Source organism: Curtobacterium guangdongense (assembly GCF_049341845.1).
Taxonomy (GTDB): domain Bacteria; phylum Actinomycetota; class Actinomycetes; order Actinomycetales; family Microbacteriaceae; genus Curtobacterium; species Curtobacterium guangdongense.
In genome coordinates this window covers 1-24,436 of the sequence record NZ_JBMPIT010000016.1, presented here as the reverse complement: position 1 = coordinate 24,436, position 24,436 = coordinate 1, and the positions used below count along the sequence as shown (strand labels likewise).

General features: G+C 72.5%; 21 protein-coding genes and 1 tRNA gene. 6 read left to right on the top strand and 16 right to left on the bottom strand.

Features of this window, described 5'->3' with window-relative positions; translation table 11 throughout:
* Positions 1–7 precede the first annotated feature (7 nt).
* The 6 genes from ACO0E1_RS17915 to ACO0E1_RS17890 are packed head-to-tail and all read right to left on the bottom strand — an operon-like array spanning position 8 to position 5,999.
* Positions 8–787, bottom strand: coding sequence for an ABC transporter ATP-binding protein (locus ACO0E1_RS17915; RefSeq protein ID WP_422875403.1), 780 nt, complete (start codon positions 785–787; stop codon positions 8–10).
* Complete coding sequence (locus ACO0E1_RS17910) at positions 784–1,602, bottom strand: ABC transporter ATP-binding protein (RefSeq protein ID WP_422875402.1); 819 nt, start codon at positions 1,600–1,602, stop codon at positions 784–786. The genes ACO0E1_RS17915 and ACO0E1_RS17910 overlap by 4 nt, the downstream gene beginning before the upstream one ends.
* Entirely contained in the window at positions 1,599–2,519 is a 921-nt protein-coding gene (locus ACO0E1_RS17905; RefSeq protein ID WP_422875401.1) for an ABC transporter permease, read from the bottom strand. Before ACO0E1_RS17905 ends, ACO0E1_RS17910 begins: the two co-directional genes overlap by 4 nt.
* Positions 2,516–3,466, bottom strand: a complete 951-nt coding sequence (locus ACO0E1_RS17900; protein ID WP_422875400.1) for an ABC transporter permease — start codon at positions 3,464–3,466, stop codon at positions 2,516–2,518. The genes ACO0E1_RS17905 and ACO0E1_RS17900 overlap by 4 nt, the downstream gene beginning before the upstream one ends.
* 20 nt (positions 3,467–3,486) lie before the next feature.
* A complete protein-coding gene (locus ACO0E1_RS17895) occupies positions 3,487–5,001 on the bottom strand; it encodes an ABC transporter substrate-binding protein (protein ID WP_422875399.1) in 1,515 nt (504 codons plus the stop codon).
* Between the two features lie 56 nt (positions 5,002–5,057).
* Entirely contained in the window at positions 5,058–5,999 is a 942-nt protein-coding gene (locus tag ACO0E1_RS17890) for an alpha/beta fold hydrolase (protein ID WP_422875398.1), read from the bottom strand.
* Positions 6,000–6,064: 65 nt separating this feature from the next.
* Here ACO0E1_RS17890 and ACO0E1_RS17885 point away from each other — a divergent pair, with 65 nt between their 5' ends.
* Together ACO0E1_RS17885 and ACO0E1_RS17880 are read left to right on the top strand one after the other, a co-directional pair.
* Positions 6,065–6,958 carry a siderophore-interacting protein gene (locus ACO0E1_RS17885; RefSeq protein WP_422875397.1) on the top strand — a complete coding sequence of 298 codons (894 nt, stop codon included), beginning with the start codon at positions 6,065–6,067 and terminating at the stop codon, positions 6,956–6,958.
* A gap of 20 nt (positions 6,959–6,978) precedes the next feature.
* Positions 6,979–7,770 (top strand): ABC transporter ATP-binding protein, encoded by a 792-nt coding sequence (locus ACO0E1_RS17880; RefSeq protein ID WP_422875396.1) that lies wholly within the window; start codon positions 6,979–6,981, stop codon positions 7,768–7,770.
* 184 nt (positions 7,771–7,954) lie between these two features.
* Here the strand turns inward: ACO0E1_RS17880 and ACO0E1_RS17875 are convergent, their stop codons facing one another.
* The 5 genes from ACO0E1_RS17875 to ACO0E1_RS17855 form a co-directional block, all read right to left on the bottom strand.
* Positions 7,955–8,311: a Fe-S oxidoreductase gene (locus ACO0E1_RS17875; protein WP_422875395.1), complete on the bottom strand. Its 357-nt coding sequence runs from the start codon at positions 8,309–8,311 to the stop codon at positions 7,955–7,957.
* A 3-nt stretch (positions 8,312–8,314) separates the two neighbouring features.
* The gene (locus ACO0E1_RS17870; RefSeq protein ID WP_422875394.1) at positions 8,315–9,718 is read right to left on the bottom strand and encodes a dihydrolipoyl dehydrogenase family protein; all 1,404 of its coding nucleotides are present in this window, start codon (positions 9,716–9,718) and stop codon (positions 8,315–8,317) included.
* Between the two features lie 58 nt (positions 9,719–9,776).
* Positions 9,777–10,598: an arginase family protein gene (locus ACO0E1_RS17865; protein ID WP_422875393.1), complete on the bottom strand. Its 822-nt coding sequence runs from the start codon at positions 10,596–10,598 to the stop codon at positions 9,777–9,779.
* 55 nt (positions 10,599–10,653) lie between these two features.
* Positions 10,654–11,379 carry a PspA/IM30 family protein gene (locus tag ACO0E1_RS17860; RefSeq protein WP_422875392.1) on the bottom strand — a complete coding sequence of 242 codons (726 nt, stop codon included), beginning with the start codon at positions 11,377–11,379 and terminating at the stop codon, positions 10,654–10,656.
* 64 nt (positions 11,380–11,443) lie between these two features.
* Entirely contained in the window at positions 11,444–13,441 is a 1,998-nt protein-coding gene (locus ACO0E1_RS17855; RefSeq protein WP_422875391.1) for a TPM domain-containing protein, read from the bottom strand.
* 211 nt (positions 13,442–13,652) lie between these two features.
* Here ACO0E1_RS17855 and ACO0E1_RS17850 point away from each other — a divergent pair, with 211 nt between their 5' ends.
* Both ACO0E1_RS17850 and ACO0E1_RS17845 read left to right on the top strand, forming a co-directional pair.
* Entirely contained in the window at positions 13,653–13,856 is a 204-nt protein-coding gene (locus ACO0E1_RS17850) for a hypothetical protein (RefSeq protein WP_144765352.1), read from the top strand.
* A gap of 98 nt (positions 13,857–13,954) precedes the next feature.
* On the top strand, positions 13,955–14,542 hold the full coding sequence (locus ACO0E1_RS17845; protein WP_422875390.1) for a 4'-phosphopantetheinyl transferase family protein: 588 nt from the start codon (positions 13,955–13,957) through the stop codon (positions 14,540–14,542).
* On the opposite strand, the gene ACO0E1_RS17840 is transcribed toward ACO0E1_RS17845, so the two are convergent.
* From ACO0E1_RS17840 to ACO0E1_RS17825, 4 genes are all read right to left on the bottom strand, one after another.
* A complete protein-coding gene (locus tag ACO0E1_RS17840; RefSeq protein WP_422875389.1) occupies positions 14,539–15,852 on the bottom strand; it encodes a M1 family metallopeptidase in 1,314 nt (437 codons plus the stop codon). The two genes, ACO0E1_RS17845 and ACO0E1_RS17840, sit on opposite strands and share 4 nt — an antisense overlap.
* On the bottom strand, positions 15,849–19,802 hold the full coding sequence (locus tag ACO0E1_RS17835) for a Pls/PosA family non-ribosomal peptide synthetase (RefSeq protein WP_422875388.1): 3,954 nt from the start codon (positions 19,800–19,802) through the stop codon (positions 15,849–15,851). The genes ACO0E1_RS17840 and ACO0E1_RS17835 overlap by 4 nt, the downstream gene beginning before the upstream one ends.
* 44 nt (positions 19,803–19,846) lie before the next feature.
* The gene (locus ACO0E1_RS17830; protein ID WP_422875387.1) at positions 19,847–20,911 is read right to left on the bottom strand and encodes a Gfo/Idh/MocA family protein; all 1,065 of its coding nucleotides are present in this window, start codon (positions 20,909–20,911) and stop codon (positions 19,847–19,849) included.
* Between the two features lie 22 nt (positions 20,912–20,933).
* A tRNA-Arg gene (locus ACO0E1_RS17825) sits at positions 20,934–21,005 on the bottom strand.
* Positions 21,006–21,096: 91 nt separating this feature from the next.
* Between ACO0E1_RS17825 and ACO0E1_RS17820 the strand changes: the two genes are divergently transcribed.
* The gene (locus ACO0E1_RS17820; protein WP_422875386.1) at positions 21,097–21,825 is read left to right on the top strand and encodes a gamma-glutamyl-gamma-aminobutyrate hydrolase family protein; all 729 of its coding nucleotides are present in this window, start codon (positions 21,097–21,099) and stop codon (positions 21,823–21,825) included.
* 58 nt (positions 21,826–21,883) lie between these two features.
* Here the strand turns inward: ACO0E1_RS17820 and ACO0E1_RS17815 are convergent, their stop codons facing one another.
* Positions 21,884–22,492 (bottom strand): hypothetical protein, encoded by a 609-nt coding sequence (locus ACO0E1_RS17815; protein ID WP_422875385.1) that lies wholly within the window; start codon positions 22,490–22,492, stop codon positions 21,884–21,886.
* 69 nt (positions 22,493–22,561) lie between these two features.
* On the opposite strand from ACO0E1_RS17815, the gene argS reads away from it, so the two are divergent.
* Positions 22,562–24,226, top strand: coding sequence for an arginine--tRNA ligase (argS, locus tag ACO0E1_RS17810; RefSeq protein ID WP_422875384.1), 1,665 nt, complete (start codon positions 22,562–22,564; stop codon positions 24,224–24,226).
* Positions 24,227–24,436: the final 210 nt, after the last annotated feature.

The following is a 24,436-nucleotide window of genomic DNA, read 5'->3' as shown; positions in this document are numbered from 1 at the left end:
GCGGGCGCTACGGGAGCGTGGGAGCGGCGTCGACGAGCGCGCGCGTCAGGGGGTGTGCCGGGGCGTCGAGCAGGGACACCGGGCCGTGCTCGACGATGCGGCCGGCCGACATCACCGCGACCGAGTCGCACAGCCGCTGCACCACGCCGATGTCGTGCGACACCAGGACGAGCGTCAGCCCGAGTTCCGCGGCGAGCGAGTGGAACAGGTCGATCACCCGCGCCCGGACGACCACGTCGAGGGCGCTCATCGGCTCGTCCCCGAACAGGATCCGCGGCCCGTGCACCACCGCCCGGGCGATCGCGATCCGCTGCCGCTGCCCACCCGAGAACTCGTGCGGGTACCGGTCCGCGGCGTCGGCGGGCAGGTCCACCCGCGACAGCGCCGACGCGACCAGGGACGGGTGCGACCCCGGGCCCCGGAGCGCCCGCAGCGGCTCCCCGACGATCGCCCCCACGCGCATCCGCGGGTCCAGCGACGAGTACGGGTCCTGGAACACCACCCCGGTCTCGCGACGGAACCAACGCATCGCGGCCGCGGACCCGGACGCGGTCACCGGACGACCGCCGGCCGACACGGTGCCTGCGGAAGGGGCCTCCAGTCCGGCCAGCAGGCGGACGAGGGTCGACTTGCCGGAACCGGACTCCCCGATGATCCCGAGCCGGGCACCGTCGGGGACCGTCAGGTCCACGCCGTCCACGGCGGTGCGGACCGGGCCGGGCTCGAACGGGCCGCGGCGGGGGAGTCGGTACGTGCGGTGCAGTCCGACGGCTTCGAGTGCGGTCACGGGGTCCTCCTCGCGGTGGCGCGGGCCGCATCGACGAGCGCCCGCGTGGCGGGGTGCTGCGGGGCGGCGAGCAGGTCGGCGACCGTTCCCGTCTCGACGACCCGGCCGGCATCGAGCACGACGGCCGTGTCCGCGATCCTGGCGAGCACGGCGAGGTCGTGCGTCACGAACAGCACGGAGACGTCGAGTCCCTCGAGCAGGTCGAGGATCCGCGCCTCGGTGGTGACGTCGAGCGCGGTCGTGGGTTCGTCGGCGACGAGCAGGTCCGGCTGGCCGGCGATCGCCATCGCGATGCAGATGCGCTGCCGCTGTCCACCGGAGAGCTGGTGCGGGTACTGCCGGAGCAGCGACGCGGGGTCGGGGAGCCCGACCTGCTGGGCGAGTTCGACCGCTGCACGGTCGGCGGCCCGCCGGTCGAGTCCACGGTGCAGGCGGAGCGGTTCGGCGATCTGCCTCCCGACGCGGCGAAGCGGGTCGAGCGCGGTTCCCGGCTCCTGGAACACCATGCCGATCCGCGCGCCACGGAACGCGGCACGCTGCCGGTCGGGCATCCCGACGAGCTCCTCGCCGTCCAGGCGGATGCTGCCGGTCACGTCGGCGCCGCTCGGCTCCAGGCCCATCAGCGCCAGCGACGTCATGGACTTGCCGGATCCGGATGCGCCGATCACGCCGACCCGCCGGCCGGGAGGCACGGTGAACGTCACGCGGTCCAGGACCGTCCGCCCCGTGATGCGGACCGACAGGTCGCGCACCTCGAGTCCGCCAGTCGCGGTCGCGTCAGTGGTCGCCGCGCTGGTCGCGTCGGTGGGCGTCATGCGATCCCCTCGGTCCGGGTCACCCGTGCGGAGTCCGTGCCCGGCACGGGGTCGGTGCCCGGTGCACGATCGGCGTCCCGCGCGGCGTCGCCCGTCGTCAGGCGCGGGTCGGAGGCGTCGCGGATGGCGTCGCCGAGCAGCGAGAGCGCCGCCACGACGATGGCGATCGCGGCACCCGGCCACGTCGCGCTCCACGGGTGCACGCCGATGTACGTCTGCAGGTCGGACAACAGGCTGCCCCACGACGCCGTCCCCGAACCCGCGCCGTAGCCGAGGTAGGACAGGCCCGCCTCGGCGAGGACCGCGGTCGCCATCGCGAGCGAGAGCTGCACGGTGAAGAGCGGCGCGGCGTTCGGGACGAGGTGCCGGACGAGCACGCCCCACGGGCCGACACCGGACGCCTTGGCCGCGACGACGTAGTCGCTCCTGGCGATGCGCCGGATCTCACCGCGGGCGACGCGGGCGATCGTCACGCCGAACGCCAGGCCGACGGACACGATGACGACGCCGAGCGACCCGCCGAAGATCGCGGTGAGGAGCATCGCCGTGAGCAGCGTCGGGAAGGCCACCAAGATGTCGAGGAGCACGGCCATGCCCTCGCGCACCCACCGCGCGGTGAGCGCTCCGATCGCCGTGAGCACGATCCCGACGACACTCGCGATGACCCCGGACCCGACCGCGACGATCACGGTGGTGCGGGTGCCGGCGAGCAGGTAGCTCGCGATGTCGCGCCCGACCCCATCGGTGCCGAACCAGTGCGCCGCACTCGGTGGCTCCCACTGGTGGAACGGGTCCGTGCGGAACGGGTTCTCCGGCGTCCAGAACAGGGACACGACGGCGAGCACCACGAGCAAGCCGAGCACGACGACGGCGAACACACCCGTCGGCCGGGCGACGATGCGGCGGAAGCCCTTCACGACGCCTCCCGCTGTCGGGGGTCGAGCGCACGGTGGACGACGTCCACGGCGAACCCGACCAGGAGCACCAAGCCGGTGAGCACCAGCAGTTCGGACTGCACCTTCGTGATGTCGCGGCGACCGACGTCGGTCACGAGCATCCGTCCGACGCCCGGTAGCGAGAACAACTGCTCGACGACGACCGCGCCGACGAGGAGCCCGGCGATCTGCACGCCGAGGACCGCCAACACGGTGAGCGCCACGCTCGGCAGGCCGTGCCGGACGAGCGCGCCGTTCCGGGTCAGCCCGATGGCCGCGGCCGTCCGCACGTGGTCGGCGTCGAGCACCGACAGCGTGGCGGAGCGGGTGAAGCGGAGGATGACGGCGCCCTCGACCGCACCGATCGTCAGCGCGGGGAGCACCAGCGACGAGAACGCCCGTCCGGGTTCGGACCAGCCGTCGAGCGGGAAGCCCTGCGTCGGCAACCAGTGCAGGGTCACCGCGAAGAGTGCGACGAGCAGCATCCCGGCCCACACGATCGGGACCGCCGCGACCGCCTGGGCGACGAAGGCGATGACCGCACCGCCCGCTCGGCGACGGAGCACGGCCGCGACGACCCCGAGGGGGACACCGAGGACGAGGGCGGCGGCGAGCGACATGCCGGCGAGGGGGAGCGTCACGCCGAGCTTCTCGGTGATCTCGGGCGCGACCGCGCCGTTCGTGACGAGCGACCTGCCCAGGTCCCCGCGGAACACACCGCCGATCCAGTCGAGGTACTGCACCACCACGGGGCGGTCGAGGCCCAGCTGCTGCCGGAGTTCCTCGACCTGCGCCGGGGTGGCCTGGGTGCCGGCGACGATCTGCGCGACGTCGCCGGGGAGCACGCGGAGCGTGGCGAAGATGATGATGCTCGCCACGAGCAGACCGACGACGAGCAGGAGCAGTCGCCCGACGAGGAACCGGGTCACGAGTCGATGCTAGTCAGCGGCTACTGCACCGCGAGCTTCGAGAGGTCGAAGCGCGAGTTCGTGCCGTCGAAGGGCACCCCGGTGACGCCCTTCCGGACGGCCGTGATCGACGTCGACGTGTACAGCCACTCACCGGCCGCGTCCTCGCTGACGATCTTCGCCGCCTTCCGGAGGTCGGCCGCCTTCTCGTCCGCGCTGGTCGCCGCGACCGAGTCCGCGTAGAGCTGCTGCACCTCGGCGTTGTCGTACCCGAAGTAGTAGTCCGGGTTCGCCCAGTTGCCGAAGTCTCGGGCCTCGACGTGGTCGACCATCGAGAGCTGGAAGTCCTTCTTCTCGAAGACCTGCGAGAGCCACGTGGCGAAGTCGACGCGCTTGACCGTCAGGGTGATCCCCACGTCGGCGAGCTGCGACTTCAGCACGTCGCCGATCGTCGACGGGTAGATGTTCGCGTAGGTCAGCGCGAGGTCGAGCTTCGGGGAGCCCGCTTCGGCCAGGAGCTTCTTCGCGTTCGACGGGTCGTACGCGTCGATGTCGGTGAGGTCCTCGTACCCGGGGTCCAGCGCGGGGATCGGCCCGCCCTGCTCGACGCCCGTACCACCGATGGCCTTGATGATCGCCTTCGAGTCGATCGCCTGCCGGATCGCCTGACGCACCCGCTTGTCGGTGAACGGCGCCGCCTGGTCGTTGAACGCGAGCGTGTACTTGTCGGTCGTCTTGCCCGTGTGGAGCGTGATGTCCGAGGAGTTCTGCAGCTGGCTCTTCAGCGTGCCGTCGACGGCGGTCTGCACGTCGAGGTCGCCGTTCGCCATCGCGTTCACGGCCGTCGAGGGCTGCGTGATGTACCGGAAGACGATCTTCGCGACCTTCGCCTTCGTGCCCCAGTAGTCCGCGTTCCGCTTGAACGTCAGGGAGTCGCCCTGCTTCCAGCTCGCGACCTCGTACGGGCCGGTGCCGTTCGCGGTGTCCGAGCGGTCGTTCTTCGCGGCCTTCTCCAGCACCAGGCCGGAGCGCCCGGTGAGGTTCCAGAGCAGGTCGGAGTCCGGCTTCGAGAGCTGCAGGACGACGGTGTCCGCGGACGGCGACGCGATCGACGACACGTTCGCGAGCTTCGCCGAGTCGACGTAGGACGCGTTGTCCTTGACCTGCTGGAGCGACCAGACGACGTCGTCCGCGGTGACGGGCTTGCCGTCCTGGAATGTGGTGCCGGAGCGGAGCGTGAACGTGTACGTCAGGCCGTCGCTCGACACCTCGTGCTTCGACGCGAGCACGTCGCGGACGTCGCCGTCGGCGGTGCGCCCGACGAGGCCCTGGTACACGTTGTCGATGAGGACCTGGTCGAGCGCGGCGCCCGACTGGGTGCGGATGTCGAGGCTCGTCGGCTCGAGGACCAGGCCGACCCGGACCGTGGCGTCGGTGCCGCCGGTCTCGTTCGACGATCCGGCGCAGCCCGCCAGCGCGATGCCGGTGACGAGTGCCACGGCGGTCGCGACCATCGCGGTGCGACGGCGTCGAGGGCGGGAGAGGAGGGGGCTCATGGGTTGTGGGTTCCTTCCGGGCTACCACGACGGTCGTCGCTGGCGCTCGGAAGAGGCTACCGGCGCACGGGGGTTTCTTCGATCCCGTGCAACAAACCGTTACCAGCCGCCCATTCCCGGATCGCCGCCGCGAGCTCGAGCGGTGCCTGCGTCTGCACCGCGTGCCGTGCCTCGACCGTGACGATCGTCGCGTGGGGGAGTCGTTCCGCGAACGTGGTCACGAGCTTCGGGGACACGTAGCCCCGGTCGCCGCGGACAAGCAGGATCGGGACCTCGAGCGACTCCAGGTCGGGCCAGGCGTCCGCGAATCGACCCACCGACGACGTCCGTCCCTCCGGCAGGTGCGGGAAGTGGTGCCGTCGGACGAGCCGTCCGTCCTGGCCGAGTCGGGTGGTGTGCCGGGCCTCGCGGAGGAGCACCGCACGGTCGTCGCCGACGCGGGCCTCGATCGCCCGGTCGACGACCTCGTCGAGGGACGTGAACGGCGGTTCCGTCTCCAGCGCCCGCGCGATCCGGTCCACGGCGCGCTGGGCGAAGTCCGGCGACATGTCGACGAGCACGAGTCCGGTGACGCGCTCCGGGGCGGCGGCGGCGATGCGCGCCGCGAGGATCGCACCGAGGGAGTGCCCGACGAGGACCCCCGGCGGGACCTCGAGCGCGTCCATCGCGGCGAGGACGGTGGGCGCCGTCGCGGACGCCGCGTAGTCGGCGTCGTCCCGCCACGCCGACCGGCCGTGGCCTGGCAGGTCGAGGGCGACGGCCGGCTGGCCGACGGCGATGGCCGTCTGGTCGAAACTGTGGGCGTCGATCCCGAGCCCGTGCAGGTAGGTGATCCGAGCCTCCCGGCCGAGTGCCGCTGGATCCTGCCACCGGATCGCGGAGACGGCGCCTCCCGTCGTGGTCCGGATCTCCTGCCGGGAGGCGCGGAGCGGCTCCGCCACGCCGCTCGCGCGGGCGAGGTCGGCCAGGTCGCGGAATTCGTCGTCGGCATCGGGCACGAGCGCCAGTCTCGCAGGTGGTCGGTGCCCTGGAGTCGTTAGGTAAGGCATGCCATACTCGACTCGTGGCAGCCCGGTACCGTGTCTTCTCCGTCCGCGTGGCAGCCGTCACGTCGCTCACCCCGCACTTCGTCCGGGTGACGCTGACCGGCGACGAGCTCGGCGCGTTCTCCTCGGTCGGGCTCGACCAGCGGATCAAGGTCGTCCTGCCGATCCCCGGACTGGGGTTCACGGACCTGCCCGACGGCGAGGACTGGTACGCGGCCTGGCGCGCACTGCCCGACGAGGCACGCAACCCGCTCCGCACCTACACGGTGCGCTCGTTCCGCCCGGACGCCCACGAGCTCGACATCGACTTCGTCGCCCACGGTGACGTCGGTCCCGCGTCGCGGTGGGTGTCGTCCTGCCGGGTCGGCGACGAGCTCCGGATCGTCGGACCCGCGGTGCCGTCGTCCCCCGCGGAGCTGCCGACCGGTGCCGCCGAGTTCGCGCCCGGTTCCGCGAACCGGATCCTGCTCGCCGGTGACGAGACCGCCGCTCCGGCCATCTGCGCGATCCTCGAAGCCCTCGACGTCAGCACCGTCGGACACGTCTTCATCGAGGTGCCGACCGACGCCGACCGGCTGCCGGTCACCGCACCCGCCGGGGTCGAGGTCCGCTGGATCGCCCGGAACGGCGCGTCGCACGGGGTGCGGATGACCGACCAGGTGCACGCATGGGCGTCGACGGCGGTGGCCGGTGGTGCCTGTTCCTCCTCGGACGAGTTGGTGGACGTGGACGTCGACCAGCAGGTCCTCTGGGACATCCCGCCCGTGACCGACTCGCAGCTCTACGCCTGGATCGCCGGGGAGGCCGGGTGCATCACGGAACTCCGGCGGCACCTCGTGCGTGGCGTCGGGCTCGACCGCAAGCAGGTCGCGTTCATGGGCTACTGGCGGCACGGCAAGGCCGAGAACTGAGTGCCGCGGCTTCGTCGGCGGTGGCTGCGCCGGCCACTGCCCTGGGCGCCAGGGGCCTGACGCTCGCCTACGACGACCGAGTCGTCGTGGACGGGCTCGACGTCGACATCCCCGACGGGGAACTGACCGTCATCGTCGGACCGAACGCGTGCGGGAAGTCCACGCTGCTGAAGTCGCTCGCGCGGACGCTCAAGCCCACCGCCGGCGCGGTGTACCTCGACGGTGCGCCGATCTCGTCGTTCCGCCCGAAGGCCGTCGCGCGCCGCGTGGCGATGCTGCCGCAGACCCCGATCGCGCCGGACGGCATCACCGTCCGCGACCTCGTGTCCCGCGGACGCTTCCCGCACCAGGACCTGTTGCACCCGACGTCCGGCACCGACCGCATCGCCGTGCAGCGGGCGCTCGAGCAGACCGACACGGTGTCGCTCGCCGACCGCGCGGTCGGCGAGCTCTCCGGTGGGCAGCGGCAGCGGGTGTGGATCGCCATGGTGCTCGCGCAGGAGACCGACATCGTCCTGCTCGACGAACCCACGACGTTCCTCGACATCGCGCACCAGTACGACGTGCTCGAGCTCGCGGCGACGTTGCACGCGGCCGGTCGGACCGTCGTCGCGGTGCTGCACGACCTCAACCAGGCCGCGCGCTACGCCACGCACGTGATCGCGATGCGGGCGGGGTCGATCGTCGCGTCCGGTCCGCCGGCGTCCGTCCTGACGGCGGACCTCGTCGAGGACGTCTTCGGGCTGCCGTGCGTGGTCGTCCCCGACCCCGAGACGGGCACGCCCCTCGTGGTCCCGCGCCGCCCGCGCTGAGCGCGCGGCGCGCGGCGCGCGCGGTCTCGGGTGTCGCCGCGTTCGCGTCGAGATGCCGTAATTAGGGCATCTCGGACGTCCGCGCCCGCGTGTCGTGGAACCTCGGCGAAACTGAGCGGCGAGTTGTGGCACCGCGTCGGGGAGTGGGAGAGCAGGGCGGCGTGCGGGCGGGCACCGCGCGGGACTAGCGGTAGCCGCCGTCCTCGAGCCCGGCCTCGATCTCGAAGCGGTTGCGGAGGGGATCGCGGCCGGCGACGGCGTACAGGAACGGCATGAGCATGCCGTACCGACGCCACTGCGACACGTGGACGCGCTCGTGCCGGAGCACCCGGTCGCCGTCGTTGTCCCGGGTGAGGTACACCGACCCGACGCAGGTGCCGCCGCGACGGAACACCCACCGCGGCAGGCCGGAGCACACGATCAACCCGTCGACGCGGCGGATCGGCCCGGTCGACAGCGGGACGCCGATCGACAACCCGACGAGCGTCGCGAACGCCCAGCCCGCCCACGACACGGGGGAGTCGAGCAGCGGGTTGCGCATCGGCTACTCCGGGCGGCCGTAGGTCTCGAGCAGGCGCAACCAGATCTCGTTCATCGTCGGGTACGCGGGGACGGCGTGCCACAGGCGGTCGAGCGGGACCTCCCCGACGACGGCGATCGTCGCCGCCTGGAGCATCTCCGCGACGTCCTGGCCGACGAAGGTCATGCCGACGACGACCCCGCGGTCCTCGTCGACGACCATGTTCGCGCGGCCGGTGTAGCCGTCCGCCTGCAGGGCCGCGCCGGCGATGTTCCCGAGCTCGTACTCGACCGCGCGGACGTTCAGCCCCTGCTGCTTCGCCTTCGCCTCGGTCAGGCCGACGCTCGCGACCTCGGGGTCCGTGAAGGTCACCTGCGGTGCCGCGGCGTGGTCGGCCGTCGCGACGTGCGCGCCCCACGGCTCGGTGTGCAGCGGCGTGCCCTGGTACCGCGCGGCGATCGCCTCGCCGGCAGCACGGGCCTGGTACTTGCCCTGGTGGGTGAGGAGCACGCGGTGGTTGACGTCACCCACGGCGTACAGCCAGTCGGTCCCCGTCACGAGCATCGTGTCGTCGACGTCGAGCCAGTCGCCCGCGGTGAGCCCGACCGACTCGAGCCCGAGGTCGGCGGTGTGCGGCGTGCGCCCGGTGGCCGCGAGGACCTCGCTGGTGATGACCGTGGTGCCGTCGTCGAGGGTGGTGGTGACGAGTCCGTGCTCGTCGCGGTCGACGCGCGTCGGGTTCACGCCCGTGCGGACGTCGATGCCGGACTCGCGCATGGCGTCCGCGACGAGCTCCCCGGCGAAGGGCTCCATCCCGCCGAGCAGCCCGTGGCGAGCGACGAGCGTCACCTTCGCGCCGAGGGACGCCCATGCGGTCGCGAGCTCGGTCCCGGCGACGCCGCCACCGATCACCAGGAGGCTCTCCGGCACCGACTGGGCGCTCGTGCCCTCCCGGGTGCCCCACGGCTTCGCGTCCGCGAGCCCCGGGACGTCCGGGAGGGCGTGGAGCGACCCGGTGACGACGGCGACGGCTGCACGGGCGGTGTGGGTGGTGCCGTCGACCTCGATGGTCTTCGGGCCGGTGATGCGGGCGTGCCCGCGGACGAGGTCGATGCCGGCGGACTCCAGCCAGGAGACCTGCCCGTCGTCCTTCCAGTCGCTCGTGAAGGAGGTGCGTCGCGCGAGGACCGCCGCGGCGTCGAGCGAACCCGTGACCGCCTCTGCCGAGCCCGCGAGCCGTTTCGCCGCCGCGAGCGCGTGGCCACTGCGGAGGAGCGCCTTCGAGGGCATGCACGCCCAGTACGAACACTCACCACCCACGAGTTCCGACTCCACGATCGCGACCGAGAGGCCGCGCTTGTGGGCGTAGTCCGCCACGTTCTCGCCGACAGCGCCGGCGCCGATCACGATGAGGTCGTAGTCCGTCATGCGGCCGAGCGTATTCGGAGTGGCATGGAACCACTCCGAATGCGGTGCGTCCCCCGGGCTACGCCACCCGGGCGGCCGCGCTCAGGGCACCGACGGCCCGCAGGATGACGCCCATGTCGTCGACAGCACGGTCCGGATCGACCGGTGCGAAGCCGGTGAGTGCCGCACCGACGAGGCGGCGTCCGCGCGTGGCGGCCTGGATCCGCTCGACGAGTCCGGCGCCGTCGAGGCCGAACGGGACGGGTTCGAGGAGCCCGTCGAGTTCGGACGGGTCGAGGACGTCGAGGTCGACGTGCACGTAGACGGACTCCGAACCGGTCGCGTCGACCGCAGCCGAGATCGCCTCGGGAGTCGCCGCGTCGACGTCGAGGTGGGTGATGCCAGCCCTCGCGACGGCGTTCGCCTCGGCCTCGTCGACACCCCGCGTCCCGGCGAGCACCACCGACGCAGGAGCGAGGGTGGGCAGCGACGGGAACAGGTCGGTCGGACGGTCGACGAGGATCCGGAGCGCAGCGGTCTCGGCGGCGATCGGCTGCGCCCGGTTCAGCGCCCGGTACCCGCTCGACCCCGAGATGCGCACGAACGCGGTGCCGGGCTCGAGGGCGACGCTGCCGCCGAGGGCGCTCGACCCGTCACCGCCGATGACGAGCACCGGTTCGGATGCGATCGACGTTTCCTCGGCCACCCGTTCCGCGACGTGGAGCACGGAGGTGTAGCGGGCGAGCGCGGTCTCGAGTCGGTCGCCGGCCCCGGTCGGGACGTCGACGACGGTGGTCGCGGTGCGGGGGAGATCGGCTGCTATGGCTGCGGCACCGTCGCCGAGGCGCATCGCACGCGACGACGCCGAACCCTGCCACTGACCGACGACGAGGAACTGCATCTCCTCAGTCTGTCAGGCGGGTCCAGCGTCGTCCGCAGTGCGTGGCCGGTTCAGCTCAGAGCGTCGACGAGCCGCCGGACTTCAGGGCAGCGAGACGCGCCTCGACCTCGGCGTCCTTGCCGACGTCCTCGAGGCTCTCGAACTGGGAGTCCAGGCTGGACGACTGGAGCTCCTGCTGGCCGATGACCTTCGCCTCTTCGCGGCGGACCTTCTCCTCGAAGCGGTTGAGGTCGCTCGTCGGGTCGGTGATGTCGATGTTGCCGATCGCGTCGTTGACCTTCGACTGGGCCTCCGCCGTCTTCGACCGCGCCACCAGGCTGTCGCGCTTGGACTTCAGCTGCTCGAGCTTCTGCTCCATGTTCGTGATGCCGGTCTTGAGCTTCTCGACCTGCTCGTTCTGGGTGGCGAGCGGCGAGGCGTTGTCCTTGACCTCCTGCTCGGCGGCGATCTGCTTGCCGATCGCGATCTTCGCGAGGTTGTCGAACTTGTCGGCGTCCTCGGTCTTGCCCTCTGCGCGGTACTTGTCCGCCGCTGCCGACGCGTTGAGCGCCTTCTGGCCCCACTCCTGCGCGGCCTTGACGTCCTCCTCGTTGTCCTGCTCGAGCAGGCGGAGGTTGCCGATGGTCTGGGCGACCGCGCTCTTGGCGTCCGCGATGTTGTTCGTGTAGTCGCGCACGAGCTGGTCGAGCATCAACTGCGGGTCTTCCGCGTTGTCGATGAGCTGGTTGATGTTCGCCCGGACGAGCGTGGAGATGCGACCGAAGATCGACTGCTTTGCCATTGCTGTTTCCCCTTCTTGGGATGGTGGTTGTGCCGTGCGAGGTGGTGCGACTCAGCGGATCAGCTCAGAAGCGACCTCCGCCCGAGAAGCCGCCCCCGCCGCCGCCGCCGCCGCCTCCGCCGCCGAAGCCCCCGCCCCCGCCGCCGAACCCGCCGCCGCCGAACGACCCGCCGCCGTAGCTGCCGCCACGGCCGCCGAGGAGCCCACCGAGGATGATGCCGGTGACGAGGCCGCCGAGCTGCGCGCCGTTCCCGCCGCCCCCGCCGCCTGCGCCGGGCCACCCGCCCATGTCGTTGCCGGCTTCGTCCATCGCCGCCGCCGCGTACTGCTCGGCGGCGCGGGCCGCCTGGAGCGCCCGCTGCGGGTCGGTGGTGGCGAGCTGGACCGCGTCGTCGAGTGCCCGTTCCGCCTCGGACAGGCGGGTCCGTGCCGTCGGGCCGACGCCACCGCGACGCAACGAGATGAACTCGCGCGCCTGACTGATCCTGGTCCGGGCGTCACGGAGTGCCGCGTCGAGGGCCTGCATCGCGCGCTGGTTCTGTTCCTCGGCACCACGGGCCGAGGCGAGCGCGGCGTCGATCGCGGTGTTCGCCTGGGTCAGCGCGTCGACGGCGGCGATCGGGTCCTTCGGGTCGAGGCGTTCTCGCAGGACGGTCTCCGCGGTGACCACGGCCGACGCCAGGTCAGGATCGCCGGTCTTCATGGCGCGGGCCGCCGCGACGTCGCCCTCGATGTCGAGGCGCATCGCGTCCACCCGAGCGGTCGCTTCGCGGAACGACGCCTCTGCGCCGGTCGCCGACGCGCTGAGCTGCTGCACCTGCGCGAGTGCGTGCTGGGCGTCCCGGACGGCGACGACGGCCTGGCCCTTGTCGCCGTTCGCGATGGCGGCGTCTGCTGCCTGCGACCGTTCGGTCGCGTAGCCGAGGACCTCGCGCGCCTGGTCGACACTGTCGGCGACGGTCGCGAGGGTGCGGCCGCTGTAGGTGCTCCTGATCCGTTCCAGCGATGCGGCTGCCTCGGTCACCGCCGCCGGGGCGGCACGGACTGCCTCACCGAGGGACACGGCCGCCGCCTCGACGCCGTCTTCCAGCGACCGCAGCTTGTCGAACGAGTCGGTCTGTTCCTCGATCGAGGCGTGGGCCTGCTCGCAGATCGCGATGATCTGGTTCGACCAGTCGGCCCGCTGCTGGGGGGAGTCCGGGATCTCGTCGTCGAGCTGCTGCTGGAACGTGAACGCCTTGCGGACGTTCTTCTGCGCGGTGGCGACGGCGTCGGCGAAGGGCTTCGCGGCGTCGGGGCCGAACTGGGCCGTCGCGAACCCGACTTCTTGTTCGGCGGTCCTGAGCTCGTCGTCGATGGTCACGAGCGCGGCGCCCGCCGTGCGTTCGAGATCCGCCAGGGACGCCTGCTGCGCCTTGGTCGCGGCAGCCGTCCTCCGCTTGTTCCGCGTCCGGATCACGAGCACGATGACGACGATCGCAATCACCACGACGAGCAGCAGGATCCAGAGCCACGTGAGGTTCGGCGGCTGCTGCGTCTGGGCGAGTCCGTTCGCGAAGGCGGTGGCGGCCCCGGCCCAGTCGTTCGCCTTGAGCTTGGGGAGCAGGTCGTCGTTGACGGCGGACTCGACGTCGCCGGAGCTGATCGAGGTCTCGTTCGTCTGCTGGACGTCGTAGTTGCGCTCGTCCACCGCGATCGAGAGCAGGATGCTGTCGTTCTGGATCTGGTTCCCGCTCATCACCGCGTCGCCCCAGGCGCCGTGGTCGGTCGGGTCCGTGAACTCCGGCACGAACACGACGTAGAGCTGCGTCTTCGTCTCCGAGTAGAGGTCCTGCACCGCCTGCTCGACGTCGGACTGCTGCGACGAGGTCAGCGCATCGGCGTCGTCGAGGACGTAGGCGCCCCCGAGGTCCACCGGCGCGGTCGCCCGAGCCGCGGTCGCCGGCGCGAGCACCAGCAGGGCGGTGATCGTCGCCGCAGCGAGTCGCGCTGCCCAGCGCCTGGACGTCCCCCTGCCCGTGGTCGACCCGATCCTGCTCGATCCGCCCTGGACCGCTCGCATCCGTCCTCCGTCCGTCGGCGGCACCGTCCCGACCGCCCCGGTGGATCCCCGGAACGCCGCGGAAGGGCGCCGTCGCCCGGAGTCTATCCAGGCAGTGCAGCACTCGTCCGGGAAGCGTCGCACCTGTGGAGAACACTCACGGGGGACACCGTCTGTCCCCCGGTCGGGGTAGTATCCGCGGTGACCGTTTCGACGACGAAAGGGGTCGACGATGGAACGAACGACCAGCACGGAGGTCGTCCCGCTCGAGGACGGCTTCCACCGGGTCTCGACGCCCGCCAGTGGGGTGATCGGGTTCGTGCGCGAGCACGACGGCCGGTACGAGGTACTCCGTGGACGCGTGCGCCAGGCAACTCGCTCCGAGGGGCTCTACTCGACGATGAACGTCGCGCTCATCGCACTGACGCACGCCTGATCCTCCGGAACACCGCACCACCTCCGAGACACCGCCGCGTCCGGCGGTGTCTCGCTGTGTTCGCGGGACGTCGGCACGCGCGGCCGTATGGTGCCTGTGTGGGTGATCCGGGCCTCCAGACCGTGTCGGTGCGCGTCAGCGCGCCCGGCGAGACGCGGACCGCCGACAGGGAGGCCCTGCTCGCGTTCGTCGCGGAGGTCACCGGAGCGGACCCCACGATGGTCAGTGGCGGCCGTCGGTGCGCGCACTGCGGCAGCACCGCGCACGGGCGGCCGTGGGCCGCGGTGGGCGACCGGCAGCTCGGCGTGAGCTTGTCGCGGACGGACGGCGCCCTCGCACTCGCGGTCGGTCCAGGAGCGCTCTGTCCAGCAGCGCTCGGCGTCGACGTGGAGCGCGTCGGACGGGTGGCCGCGGCGCCGCTCGACGTGTTCGCCCCGGGGGAGCGTGCACGGTCTGCTGGCCATGCGGCGCTCCTCGCAGCGTGCTGGGCCGGCAAGGAAGCCGTCCTGAAGCGCGACGGCAGGGGCATGCGCGTCGATCCCGGCGCGGTCGACGTCGACGTGGCAGCGGGGTCGGCCGTCCTCGAGGGCGTCACGCATGCGGTCACCGTCGTGCGCCTGGACGAGGACCTCGTGCTCGCCGTCGCAGCGGACGGGGTGCCGCTGCAGCTCGAGGACCGCCGCTAGGGGAGCTCCGGGACGCCCGGGTCGTCGATCCACGGCGAGACGACGGCGTCGATGGCGGTGACACCCCGGCCGGACGCCGTCGCGAACGCGTCCAGCACGTCGGCCGGTGCGACCGTGCCGTGGCGGTGTCGCTCGGTGATCGTGCGCAGCCCGTCGAAGAACGCGTCGTCCCCGATGGTCCGCCGCAGCGCGTGCAGGGCGAGTGCACCGCGCTTGTAGACCCGGTCGTCGAACATGTCCTTCGGCCCGGGGTCCGCGACGACGAGGTCCTCCGGCTGGTCGAGCAGTCCGGCGCGGTGCTCGGCGGCGAGTCGATCGGCGTCGTCACCACCGCGGTGCTCGGACCAGAGCCACTCCGCGTAGCAGGCGAAGCCCTCGTGCAGCCAGATGTCCTGCCATCGTCCGAGCGTCACGGAGTTGCCGAACCACTGGTGCGCGAGCTCGTGGGCGATGAGCCGGTCGGTGCCGTGTTCGCCGTCGACGTGGTTCCGGCCGAACACCGCCAGGCCGTGGGCCTCGAGCGGGATCTCGAGCTCGTCGTCGGTCACGACCACGCCGTACGCCGGGAACGGGTACGGCCCGAACCGGTCGGCGTAGAGCGCGAGCATGTCCGACACCCGGCCGAAGTCGGTCTTCGCCGCAGCGGCGAGGTCAGCGGGATGGTGGAGCGTCACGGGGACGTCGGCACGGCGGAGCGCGTGCGTCCGGTAGCGCCCGATCTGCACGGTCGCCAGGTACGTGGCCATCGGGTCGGTCGTCGCGTAGGTCCACCTGGTGCCGCGCCCGGTGCGCTCCTTGCCGAGCAGCTCGCCGTTCGCGACGACGTCGTACCCGGTCTCGCACGAGATCTCGAAGCGGTAGGTGGCCTTGTCATCCGGACGGTCGTTGCACGGGAACCACGACGGCGCACCGGTGGGCTGGGCCGCGACGATGACACCGTCGGTCAGTTCCTCCCAGCCGATCTGACCCCACGGGCTCCGGAGCGGTCGCGGGGTGCCGCGGTACCGGACGTGCACCGTGAACTCGGTCCCCGATGCGATCGGGGTCGCCGGCGTCACCGTGGCCTTGTGGACGGCGGTGGTCGTCTTCCTGGCACGCTGCCCGTCGATGTCGACCCGGTCGACCGACAGTCCGTGCAGGTCCAGGGGGACCTTCTCCAGGTCCTCGAGGGCGGTCGCGGTGATCGTCGCGGTGCCGTTGAGCCGGTTCGTCGCGACGCGGTAGTCGAGTCGAAGGTCGTAGTGGTCGGCACGCCAACGACGGTCTCCACTGTGCGGGGTGTACGGGTCGGCTGCGTTCGTCGGCTTCACGGTGCCGTCGAGTCTGCCACGCGGGCGGACGGCCCATCCCAGGCGGACTCCCCGGCGGAGTCCTCCCACGGCGCCTGTTCCCACGGCGCGATGGGGTTCCCTGCCCAGCGGGTGCCACCAGGGACCTGCTCGCCGCGCATCACCAGGGACGCCGGTGCGACGGTGGCGCCCGGGCCGATGCCGGCGGCGGGCAGGACGACGCTGTGCGGCCCGAGCGTGCCGCCGGCATCGATGCGGACCTCGTCGAGCTGCATCACGCGGTCGTGGAAGAGGTGCGTCTGCACGACGGTGCCGCGCGCGACGGTCGCCCCGGCGCCGATCGTGACGAGGTCGGCCTCCGGCAGCCAGTACGTCTCCAGCCAGGTGCCCCGCCCGATCGTCGCCCCGAGGCTCCTGAGCCACGCGGCCAACGCCGGCGTCCCCGTCGCCTGCTCGGCGAACCACGGCCGTGCGACGGTCTCCACGAACGTGTCCTGCACCTCGTTCCGCCACACGAAGGACGACCAGAGCGGGTGCTCGGTGGCGGTGATCCGACCGACGAACGCCCACTTCGCGATCGTCGACACGATCGCGGCGACGGCTCCGGCGACGATCAGGACGGGCGCGGCGAGGAGGACCGTCCACCCGATCCCGACGGCCGACCACAGCGCGACGAGGGCGGCGCCGACGCCGAGCGCGATCGCCGCGGAGACCATCGGTGCGAGCACCCGCAGGACCTCCCAGCAGCCGCGGGCGACACGGAGACGCGCCGGCGGACGGAACGTGCGCTCCTCGTCGAACGTCGTGGCTGCACGTCGGAGCCGGACCGGCGGGGAGCCGAGCCACGACGACCCGCGCTTGGCCTTCTTCGGCACGGCGGAGAGCACCGCGACGAGCGCCTCGCGCGGGACGCTCCGTCCGGCGCCGGTCATGCCGCTGTTGCCGAGGAACGCACGACGCCCGACCTTGGACTTCCCGATGGTGACCCGGCCACCGCCGAGCTCGTACGTGGCGACCATGGTGTCGTCGGCGAGGAACGCTCCGGATGCGATCTGCGTGAGGGAGGGCAGGAGGAGCACCGTGGAGATCTCGGTGTTGCGGCCGACCCTGGCGCCGAGGAGCCGGAGCCACAGCGGCGTCACCAGGCTCGCGTACAGGGGGAACAGGAGCGTCCGAGCCGCGTCGAGGACCCGCTCGGTGCACCACGCCTGCCAGCCGATCCGGGAGCGGACGGGGTGCCTGCCCTCGTGCAGGGCGATCCCGAGCAGCCGGACGACCGCCACGACGAGCCCGGCGTACACGGCGCCGGCCACGACCGTCGCGAGTGGGACCAGGGCGAGGGCGTGCAACACGGCGGCGCCGAGCGAGGGGGCGCGGCCGACGATCGCGACGGCGACCAGCAGGCCGACCGCGACGCCGATCACCGGCAACCCGGCCACGGCCACGGACCCGGCCCCGTAGGCGACGAGCCAGCGACGACGGGCCGGGGGACGAGCCTCCCGGTCGTGCCGGGCCGAGCCGACGCGTTCCGCCGGCGATCCCGCCCAGCGCTCCCCGTCCGGGACCTGCCCGGCGACGGCGGAGCCGGCCTCGATCTCGGCACCCGCGCCGACCGCGGCACCCGGCATCAGCGTCGTGCGGCTGTGCACGACCGCGTCCGCGCCGACCTGGACGCGCCCGAGTCGGAACACGTCGCCGTCGACCCAGTGGCCCGCGAGGTCGACCTCGGGTTCGATCGACGCACGCTTGCCGATCGTGAGCATGCCGGTCACCGGCGGCAGCGTGTGCAGGTCGACGTCGCGGCCGATCGTCGCGCCGAGAGCCCTGGCGTAGTAGCTGATCCACGGGGCGCCGGCGGTGGACGGGCCGTCGACTGCCTCGGCGATGCGTTCGGCGAGCCAGACCCGGACGTGCACCGATCCGCCGCGCGGGTGGTCACCCGGGCGGACGCCGAGCAGCACGAGCCGGACCAGGGCGACGGTGAGCGCCATCTTCCCGATCGGGGTGACGAACACGAGCAGTGCGACCACCAGCACCGGGACCGGCAGTGCCGGCAGGAACGGCAGTGTGGTGACGTGCAGGACCCCGGCGACGAGCGCCGTCCACGTCAGGACCCGCAGGCCGCGGAGCAGCTGCACCGGGAGGCCGAGGAACGTCAGTGCCAGCCCCGTCGCCGGCGGTGTCGGACGGACGTCGCGCGAGGCGGCGGCGACCGGTCCCGATGCGTCGAGCGCGTCGGCCAGCGCACCGATCCGCGGGTGGTCGTACACGTCGGCCACGGTCGTCGTCGGGTAGCGCTCACGGATCGCTGACACGAGCTGCGCGGCCGTCAGGGACCCGCCGCCGTGCGCGAAGAAGTCGTCGTCCTCGCCGGTGACGGGCACGCCGAGGATCGCGGCCCAGCGCTCGGCGATCCAGGCGACCGTCGGCGGGAGCACCGCGGTGTCGCCGCCGGCGGGACCGGTCAGCGGCCAGGGGAGCGCCGCGCGGTCCACCTTGCCCGACGTCCGGGTGGGCAGGGCGTCCACGACGGCGAGGAACGGGACGAGCGCCGCGGGCAGCTCCTCGCGGAGCCGGGCGTTCGCGACCGCGGTGTCGATCGTCGCACCCGCGACGGGGGCGACGTACCCCACGAGGACCTGGTTGCCCGCCGGGGTCCGTTGCACGACGGCGGCACCGCCCGCGACGTCGTCGAGGGCCTGCAGCGCGGCGTCGATCTCGCCGAGTTCGATGCGGCGCCCACCGAGCTTCACCTGGTCGTCCGCGCGGCCCTGGAACACGAGGCCCTCCGGGTCGTACTGGACGAGGTCGCCGCTCCGGTACGCGCGCTCCCACCCGAGCGACGGGAACGGCGCGTACTTCTCGGCGTCCTTCGCCGGGTCGAGGTACCGACCGAGTCCGACGCCGCCGATGACGAGCTCGCCGACCTCGCCCGGGGCGACCCTGGCGCCCGCCGGGTCGACGACGGCGAGGTCCCAGCCGTCGAGCGGCAGGCCGATGCGGATCGGTGCCGACCCGTCCATCAGGGAACCGCACGCGACGACGGTGGCCTCGGTCGGGCCGTAGGTGTTCCAGACCTCGCGGTCCCTGGAGGCGATGCGGGCGGCGAGCTCCGGCGGGCAGGCCTCGCCACCGAAGATCACCAGGCGGACCTGCTCGAGGGCGTCGTCCGGCCAGAGCGCCGCGAGGGTCGGGACCGTGGACACCACGGTGATGCCGTGCACGATGAGCCACGGACCCAGGTCGACGCCGGTCCGGACGAGGGAGCGCGGCGCGGGCACCAGGCACGCGCCGTGGCCCCACGCGAGCCACATCTCCTCGCAGGACGCGTCGAACGCCACGCTCAGCCCGGCGAGCACGCGGTCGCCCGGCCCGATCGGTGCGCGCTGCAGGAACATCCGCGCCTCGGCGTCGACGAAGGCCGCTGCGGAACGGTGGGTCACCGCGACGCCCTTCGGGACGCCGGTGGAGCCGGACGTGAAGATGATCCACGCGTCGTCGTCGACGGTCGGAGCCCCCGCTGTCCGGGCCTGGTCCCCGTCGCTGCCGACCGGGATCGCGTCGCCGTCGCGGGTCCGCAGCACCCCGCCCGCGCCGATCACGCCGACGACGTCGGCCTCCCCGAACACGAGCGTCGCGCGCTCCTCCGGGTCGTCCGCGTCCACGGGCACGTACGCGGCGCCGGTAGCGAGCACCGCGAGGATCGACAGGTACAGGTCACGGCCGCCGGACGGGATCCGGATGCCCACCCGGTCGCCCCGCCGGACACCGCGCCCCGCGAGGTCGTCCGCCCGCTCGCGCACCAGCCGCATGAGCGTCCGGTAGTCGATGGTCCCGTCCGGGTCCTCGAGCGCGAGGGCCTCCGGGTGCGCGTCCGCGGTCGCGGTGAGGACGTCGAGCAGCGTCCGCGGGTCGGCGGCGAGGTCGCCGCGGGCGAGTTCCCGCTGCGGGTTCCCGGTGACGATGGGCATCGCGTCCTCTTCCCGGTCGTGGACTGGTCGACCGGCCGGTGATCCTAGGGGGCCGAGGTGTCGTGCTCGGAAACACCCCGGACGCCGAGGGCTGACCTGGCGTCGTCGAGCGCGGTCGCGAGTCCGATCGAGTCGTCGAGCCCGTGCAGCGGTGACTCCGTCCGGCCGTCCGCGACGTACCGTGCGAGCGCTGCCGCCTGCCACGCCAGACCTTGCCTGCCGCGGAGTCCGGTCGGTTCGGACCACCGGTCCTCACCGGCGGCGTGGTGCAGCACGAACGAGGCGGGGAAGACGAAGTGGTCGGTGTACCGCACGGTCGCCGTGCTGCCCGCGACCACGGCGAGACCGGGGGTCCACGCCGTCATCGAGGTGGTCACCACGGACTGCGCGCCGCCGGTGGCCGTCGACACGGTGACGGACTGGAGGTCCACCCCGCGATCCGAGACCGCTCCCGTCGTCCGACTGGTCGCCGGGGCACCGGTGGCGAAGCGGGCGAACCAGTGGCCGTAGACGCCGGCGTCGAGCAGGGCGCCTCCGCCGGCCTCCGGGTCGTGGATCCGATCCAGGGGTACCGGCCGGTCGGCCGGGTCCGGCTCGTGCGGCCAGCCGACGTCGACGGTCGCCAGGTGGACGTCGCCGAGGACACCGTCCGCGATGAGCTGCGCGACGACGGTGGTGCCCGGGAGGTACCTGGTCCACATCGCCTCCATGGCGAGCACCCCGGCGGCGCGGGCTGCTTCGGCGAGGCGCCGGGTGTCCGTGGCCGAGGTCGTCATCGGCTTCTCGACGAGGACGTGCTTGCCGGCGGCGATCGCCAGGAGTGCGTGTCCGAGGTGCTGCGGGTGCGGGGAGGCCACGTAGACGACGTCGACCGCGGGGTCGGCGACGAGTGCCTCGTACGAGCCGTGCACGCCGTCGATCCCGTGTCGGGCGGCGAAGGCCGCGGCGCGTTCGGGGGAGCGGGACCCGACGGCGACGACGCGCTGGTCGGAGTTGGCGTGCAGGGTGCTCGTGAAGTCGTTCGCGATGACGCCGGGCCCGATCACGCCCCAGCCCAGTGTCGGCCCGCCTCGAAGCGGCTCAGCGGTGTGCACCGGAAACGAGAACATGCACCGGACGCTACCGTCCTTGTGCCCCCAGGAGGATTCGAACCTCCGCCCCTGCCTCCGGAGGGCAGTGCTCTATCCCCTGAGCTATGGGGGCCCTGGGTGGGAACAACCGTAGCAGGTCCCGACGCGGCCCCGAGACCACCCGACCTCACCCGGGCGTGCCCGACCTGCGCCAGGATCGTCCCATGCAGCAAGGAGTCCGTCCCGTCCTCGCCGTGGTCGACGTCAGCGACACCGGCCGACACGATCCCGCGTTCCACGACGCCCTCACGACACTGACCGGGCGCGCCGTCGAGGTGGCCCGTGCCGCAGGGTGGGAGCCGCGTCGGGTGGCCGCCGAGCAGCTCGGGACCGCTGGCCTGGAGCGGGCGCTTGCGGACGCCGACGGGGTGCTCGTGATGGGCGGCGAGGACGTCGCCCCCGCTCACTACGGCGGTCCCGAGGACTACGAGGGGCGCGGGCAGCACTTCTCCGTCGCCGACCTCGCGCAGATCGCAGCGGTCCGGGCGGCGGTCACGGACGGGTCGCCGACGCTCGGCATCTGCCGTGGCATGCAGGTGATCAACGTGGCGCTCGGCGGCGACCTGGTCCAGCACCTCGAGCACGGCGGGCACGTGGCGCCGGGGGACCCCGCGGAGAGCATGGTCGACCACCGGGTGTCGGTGGCGCCGGACAGCCGGCTCGCAGCGGCGCTCGGGTCCGAGGAGCTCGACGTGCGGTCGTCGCACCACCAGGCGGTCGGGCGGGTCGGCGACGGACTCCGCGTGGTCGCCACCGCGCCGGACGGCACGGTCGAGGCGGTGGAGCACGAGACCGCGCCGCTCTGGGCGGTGCAGTGGCACCCGGAGGACTCCGGTGCCCGTGGCACCGCGCTCCGCGACCTGCTGGTCGCGATGCTGCCGTCACGCGACTGACGACCGACGGGAGGCCCGTGGCGGCCCGGCCCCGCGCCTCCAGTCGGTCCGACCCGCGTCAGCCTGCCGGGGTCGCGGTCGAGGAGGCGGTCGGCGCGAGCGCCTGGCGGACGGCGTCCACGACCGGCTGGGCGGAGCCCGGCTCCGTGAACAGCGTCGATGACGTGGTGATCCAGTACGGATCGGCGAACGCGTCGGCGCGACCGACGTCGTCGGTCAGGGCGAAGTACCCCTCGACGCGGTAGGTCGGCACCGAGCCACCGCGTTCGTAGAGGGCGTCCTTGAGGTTCGTGAGCGACTTCTCAGGCAGGTTCGCGACGGCCAACGTGATCGTGACGGACTCGTCCGACACCTCGTGGAACACGCACACGCGGCCGCGCTGCTGGGCGATCTTCGCCGCTGCCGACCCCTTCTCCGGGGTCGCTGACGCGTCGAGTTCGAACTGCTTCCCGTACACGGCGAAGGCGGTGTCCGGGACGAGCTCGGCGCACGTCTGGCTGATGCGCTTGCCGATCGGGGCGGCCGTGGCGCTCGCGCTCGGAGCCGTCGTCGGGGTCCGCGTGGGGGACCCGCCGGAGTCGCCACCGGAGCAGGCGGCGAGCACGAGGGCTGCGGGGACGGCGAGCGCGGCGACGCTGATCGCCCGGGCGGATCGTCGGGTGGTCATGCGGACATGATGCTGCACGTCGCCGGATAGGACCGGTGGGTTCCCGCTCGCCCGGTAGACTCGTCCGCCGTGACTCCTGCCGAACTCTCCGCCGCGTACCTGTCGATCCTGACCGGGATCGTCGAGCGCCGAGGCGCGTCCGACACCGTGACCGTCGAGGAGTCGCACGTCGCCCTCGAGCGCCCCAAGAACCGGGCGCACGGGGACTGGGCGTCGAACGCCGCGATGCAGCTCGCGAAGCGCCTCGGCACGAACCCGCGCGAGCTCGCGACCGAGATCGCCGGCGAGCTGACCGAGCTCGACGGCGTCGACTCGGTGGACGTCGCTGGCCCCGGCTTCATCAACATCACGCTCGAGGCCGCAGCGGCCGGCGAGATCGCCCGCACCATCGTGGAGTCCGGCGAGTCCTTCGGGCACGGCGACCTGTACGACGGCGTGCGCATCGACCTGGAGTTCGTGTCCGCGAACCCGACCGGCCCGATCCACATGGGCGGCGTCCGCTGGGCCGCGGTCGGCGACAGCCTCGCGCGGGTCTTCCAGGCGCAGGGCGGCCTCGTCACCCGCGAGTACTACTTCAACGACCACGGCAGCCAGATCGACCGGTTCGCCCGGTCGCTCGTCGCGTCGGCGCTCGGGGAGCCGGCGCCGGAGGACGGCTACGGCGGCGCGTACATCGCCGAGATCGCGGCGCGGGTGCTGTCCACCTTCGACGGGGACGTCCGCGACATCCCCCGCGACGAGGCGCAGGAGATGTTCCGCCGTGAGGGCGTGGACTTCATGTTCGCCGACATCAAGCAGTCCCTCCACGAGTTCGGCGTCGACTTCGACGTCTACTTCCACGAGAACTCGCTGCACGAGTCGAAGGCCGTCGAGCGCGCCATCGAGCGCCTGCAGGAGCAGGGCCAGATGTACGAGGCCGACGGCGCCCAGTGGCTCCGCACGACCGACTTCGGCGACGACCGGGACCGCGTCGTCATCAAGTCCGACGGGGAGCCCGCGTACATCGCCGGCGACCTGGCGTACTACCTCGACAAGCGCGAGCGCGGGTTCGAGCGGAACCTCATCATGCTCGGCGCCGACCACCACGGCTACGTCGGCCGCATGATGGCGATGTGCGCCGCGTTCGGCGACGAGCCGGGCAAGAACCTCGAGATCCTCATCGGGCAGATGGTCAACCTGCTGAAGGACGGCCAGCCGTTCCGGATGTCGAAGCGCAACGGCACGATCGTCTCGATGGAGGACCTCGTCGAGGCCGTCGGTGTCGACGCCGGTCGGTACGCGCTCGTGCGGTTCGCGATCGACACCGCGATCGACATCGACCTCGACCTGCTGACCAAGCGCACCAACGACAACCCGGTGTTCTACGTGCAGTACGCCCACGCCCGCACGCAGTCCGTCGCACGGAACGCCGCGGCATCGGGTGTCGATCGTTCGGCGTTCGACGCGTCGCTCCTGACGCACGACACCGAGGGTGCGCTCCTCGGCGCCCTCGCCGAGTACCCGCGGGTGGTCCGGCAGGCCGCCGAACTCCGGGAGCCGCACCGCATCGCGCGCTACATCGAGCAGCTCGCCGGCCTCTACCACCGCTGGTACGACGCCTGCCGGGTGACGCCGCTCGGGGACGAGGACGTGACCGACCTGCACCGCACGCGACTCTGGCTGAACGACGCGACGGGCCAGGTCGTGCGCAACGGCCTCGGGCTCCTCGGCGTGAGCGCCCCCGAGCGCATGTAGCCCTCGCACGCGGCCCCGCCGCCGCTTGCACAACCGAAAGCAGCTCGCGCCACGGAATCCCGTGGCGCGAGCTGCTTTCGGTTGTGCGGAAGCGCACCGCACCACGCGTCGGGCGCGGCACGCGCGCCCGACGCGCGCCGAGCCTCCAGGCGGGCTGCCGGGGGACGCTGGCAAGGTGGGACGCATGTCCACCGCAACCGACACCCCGAA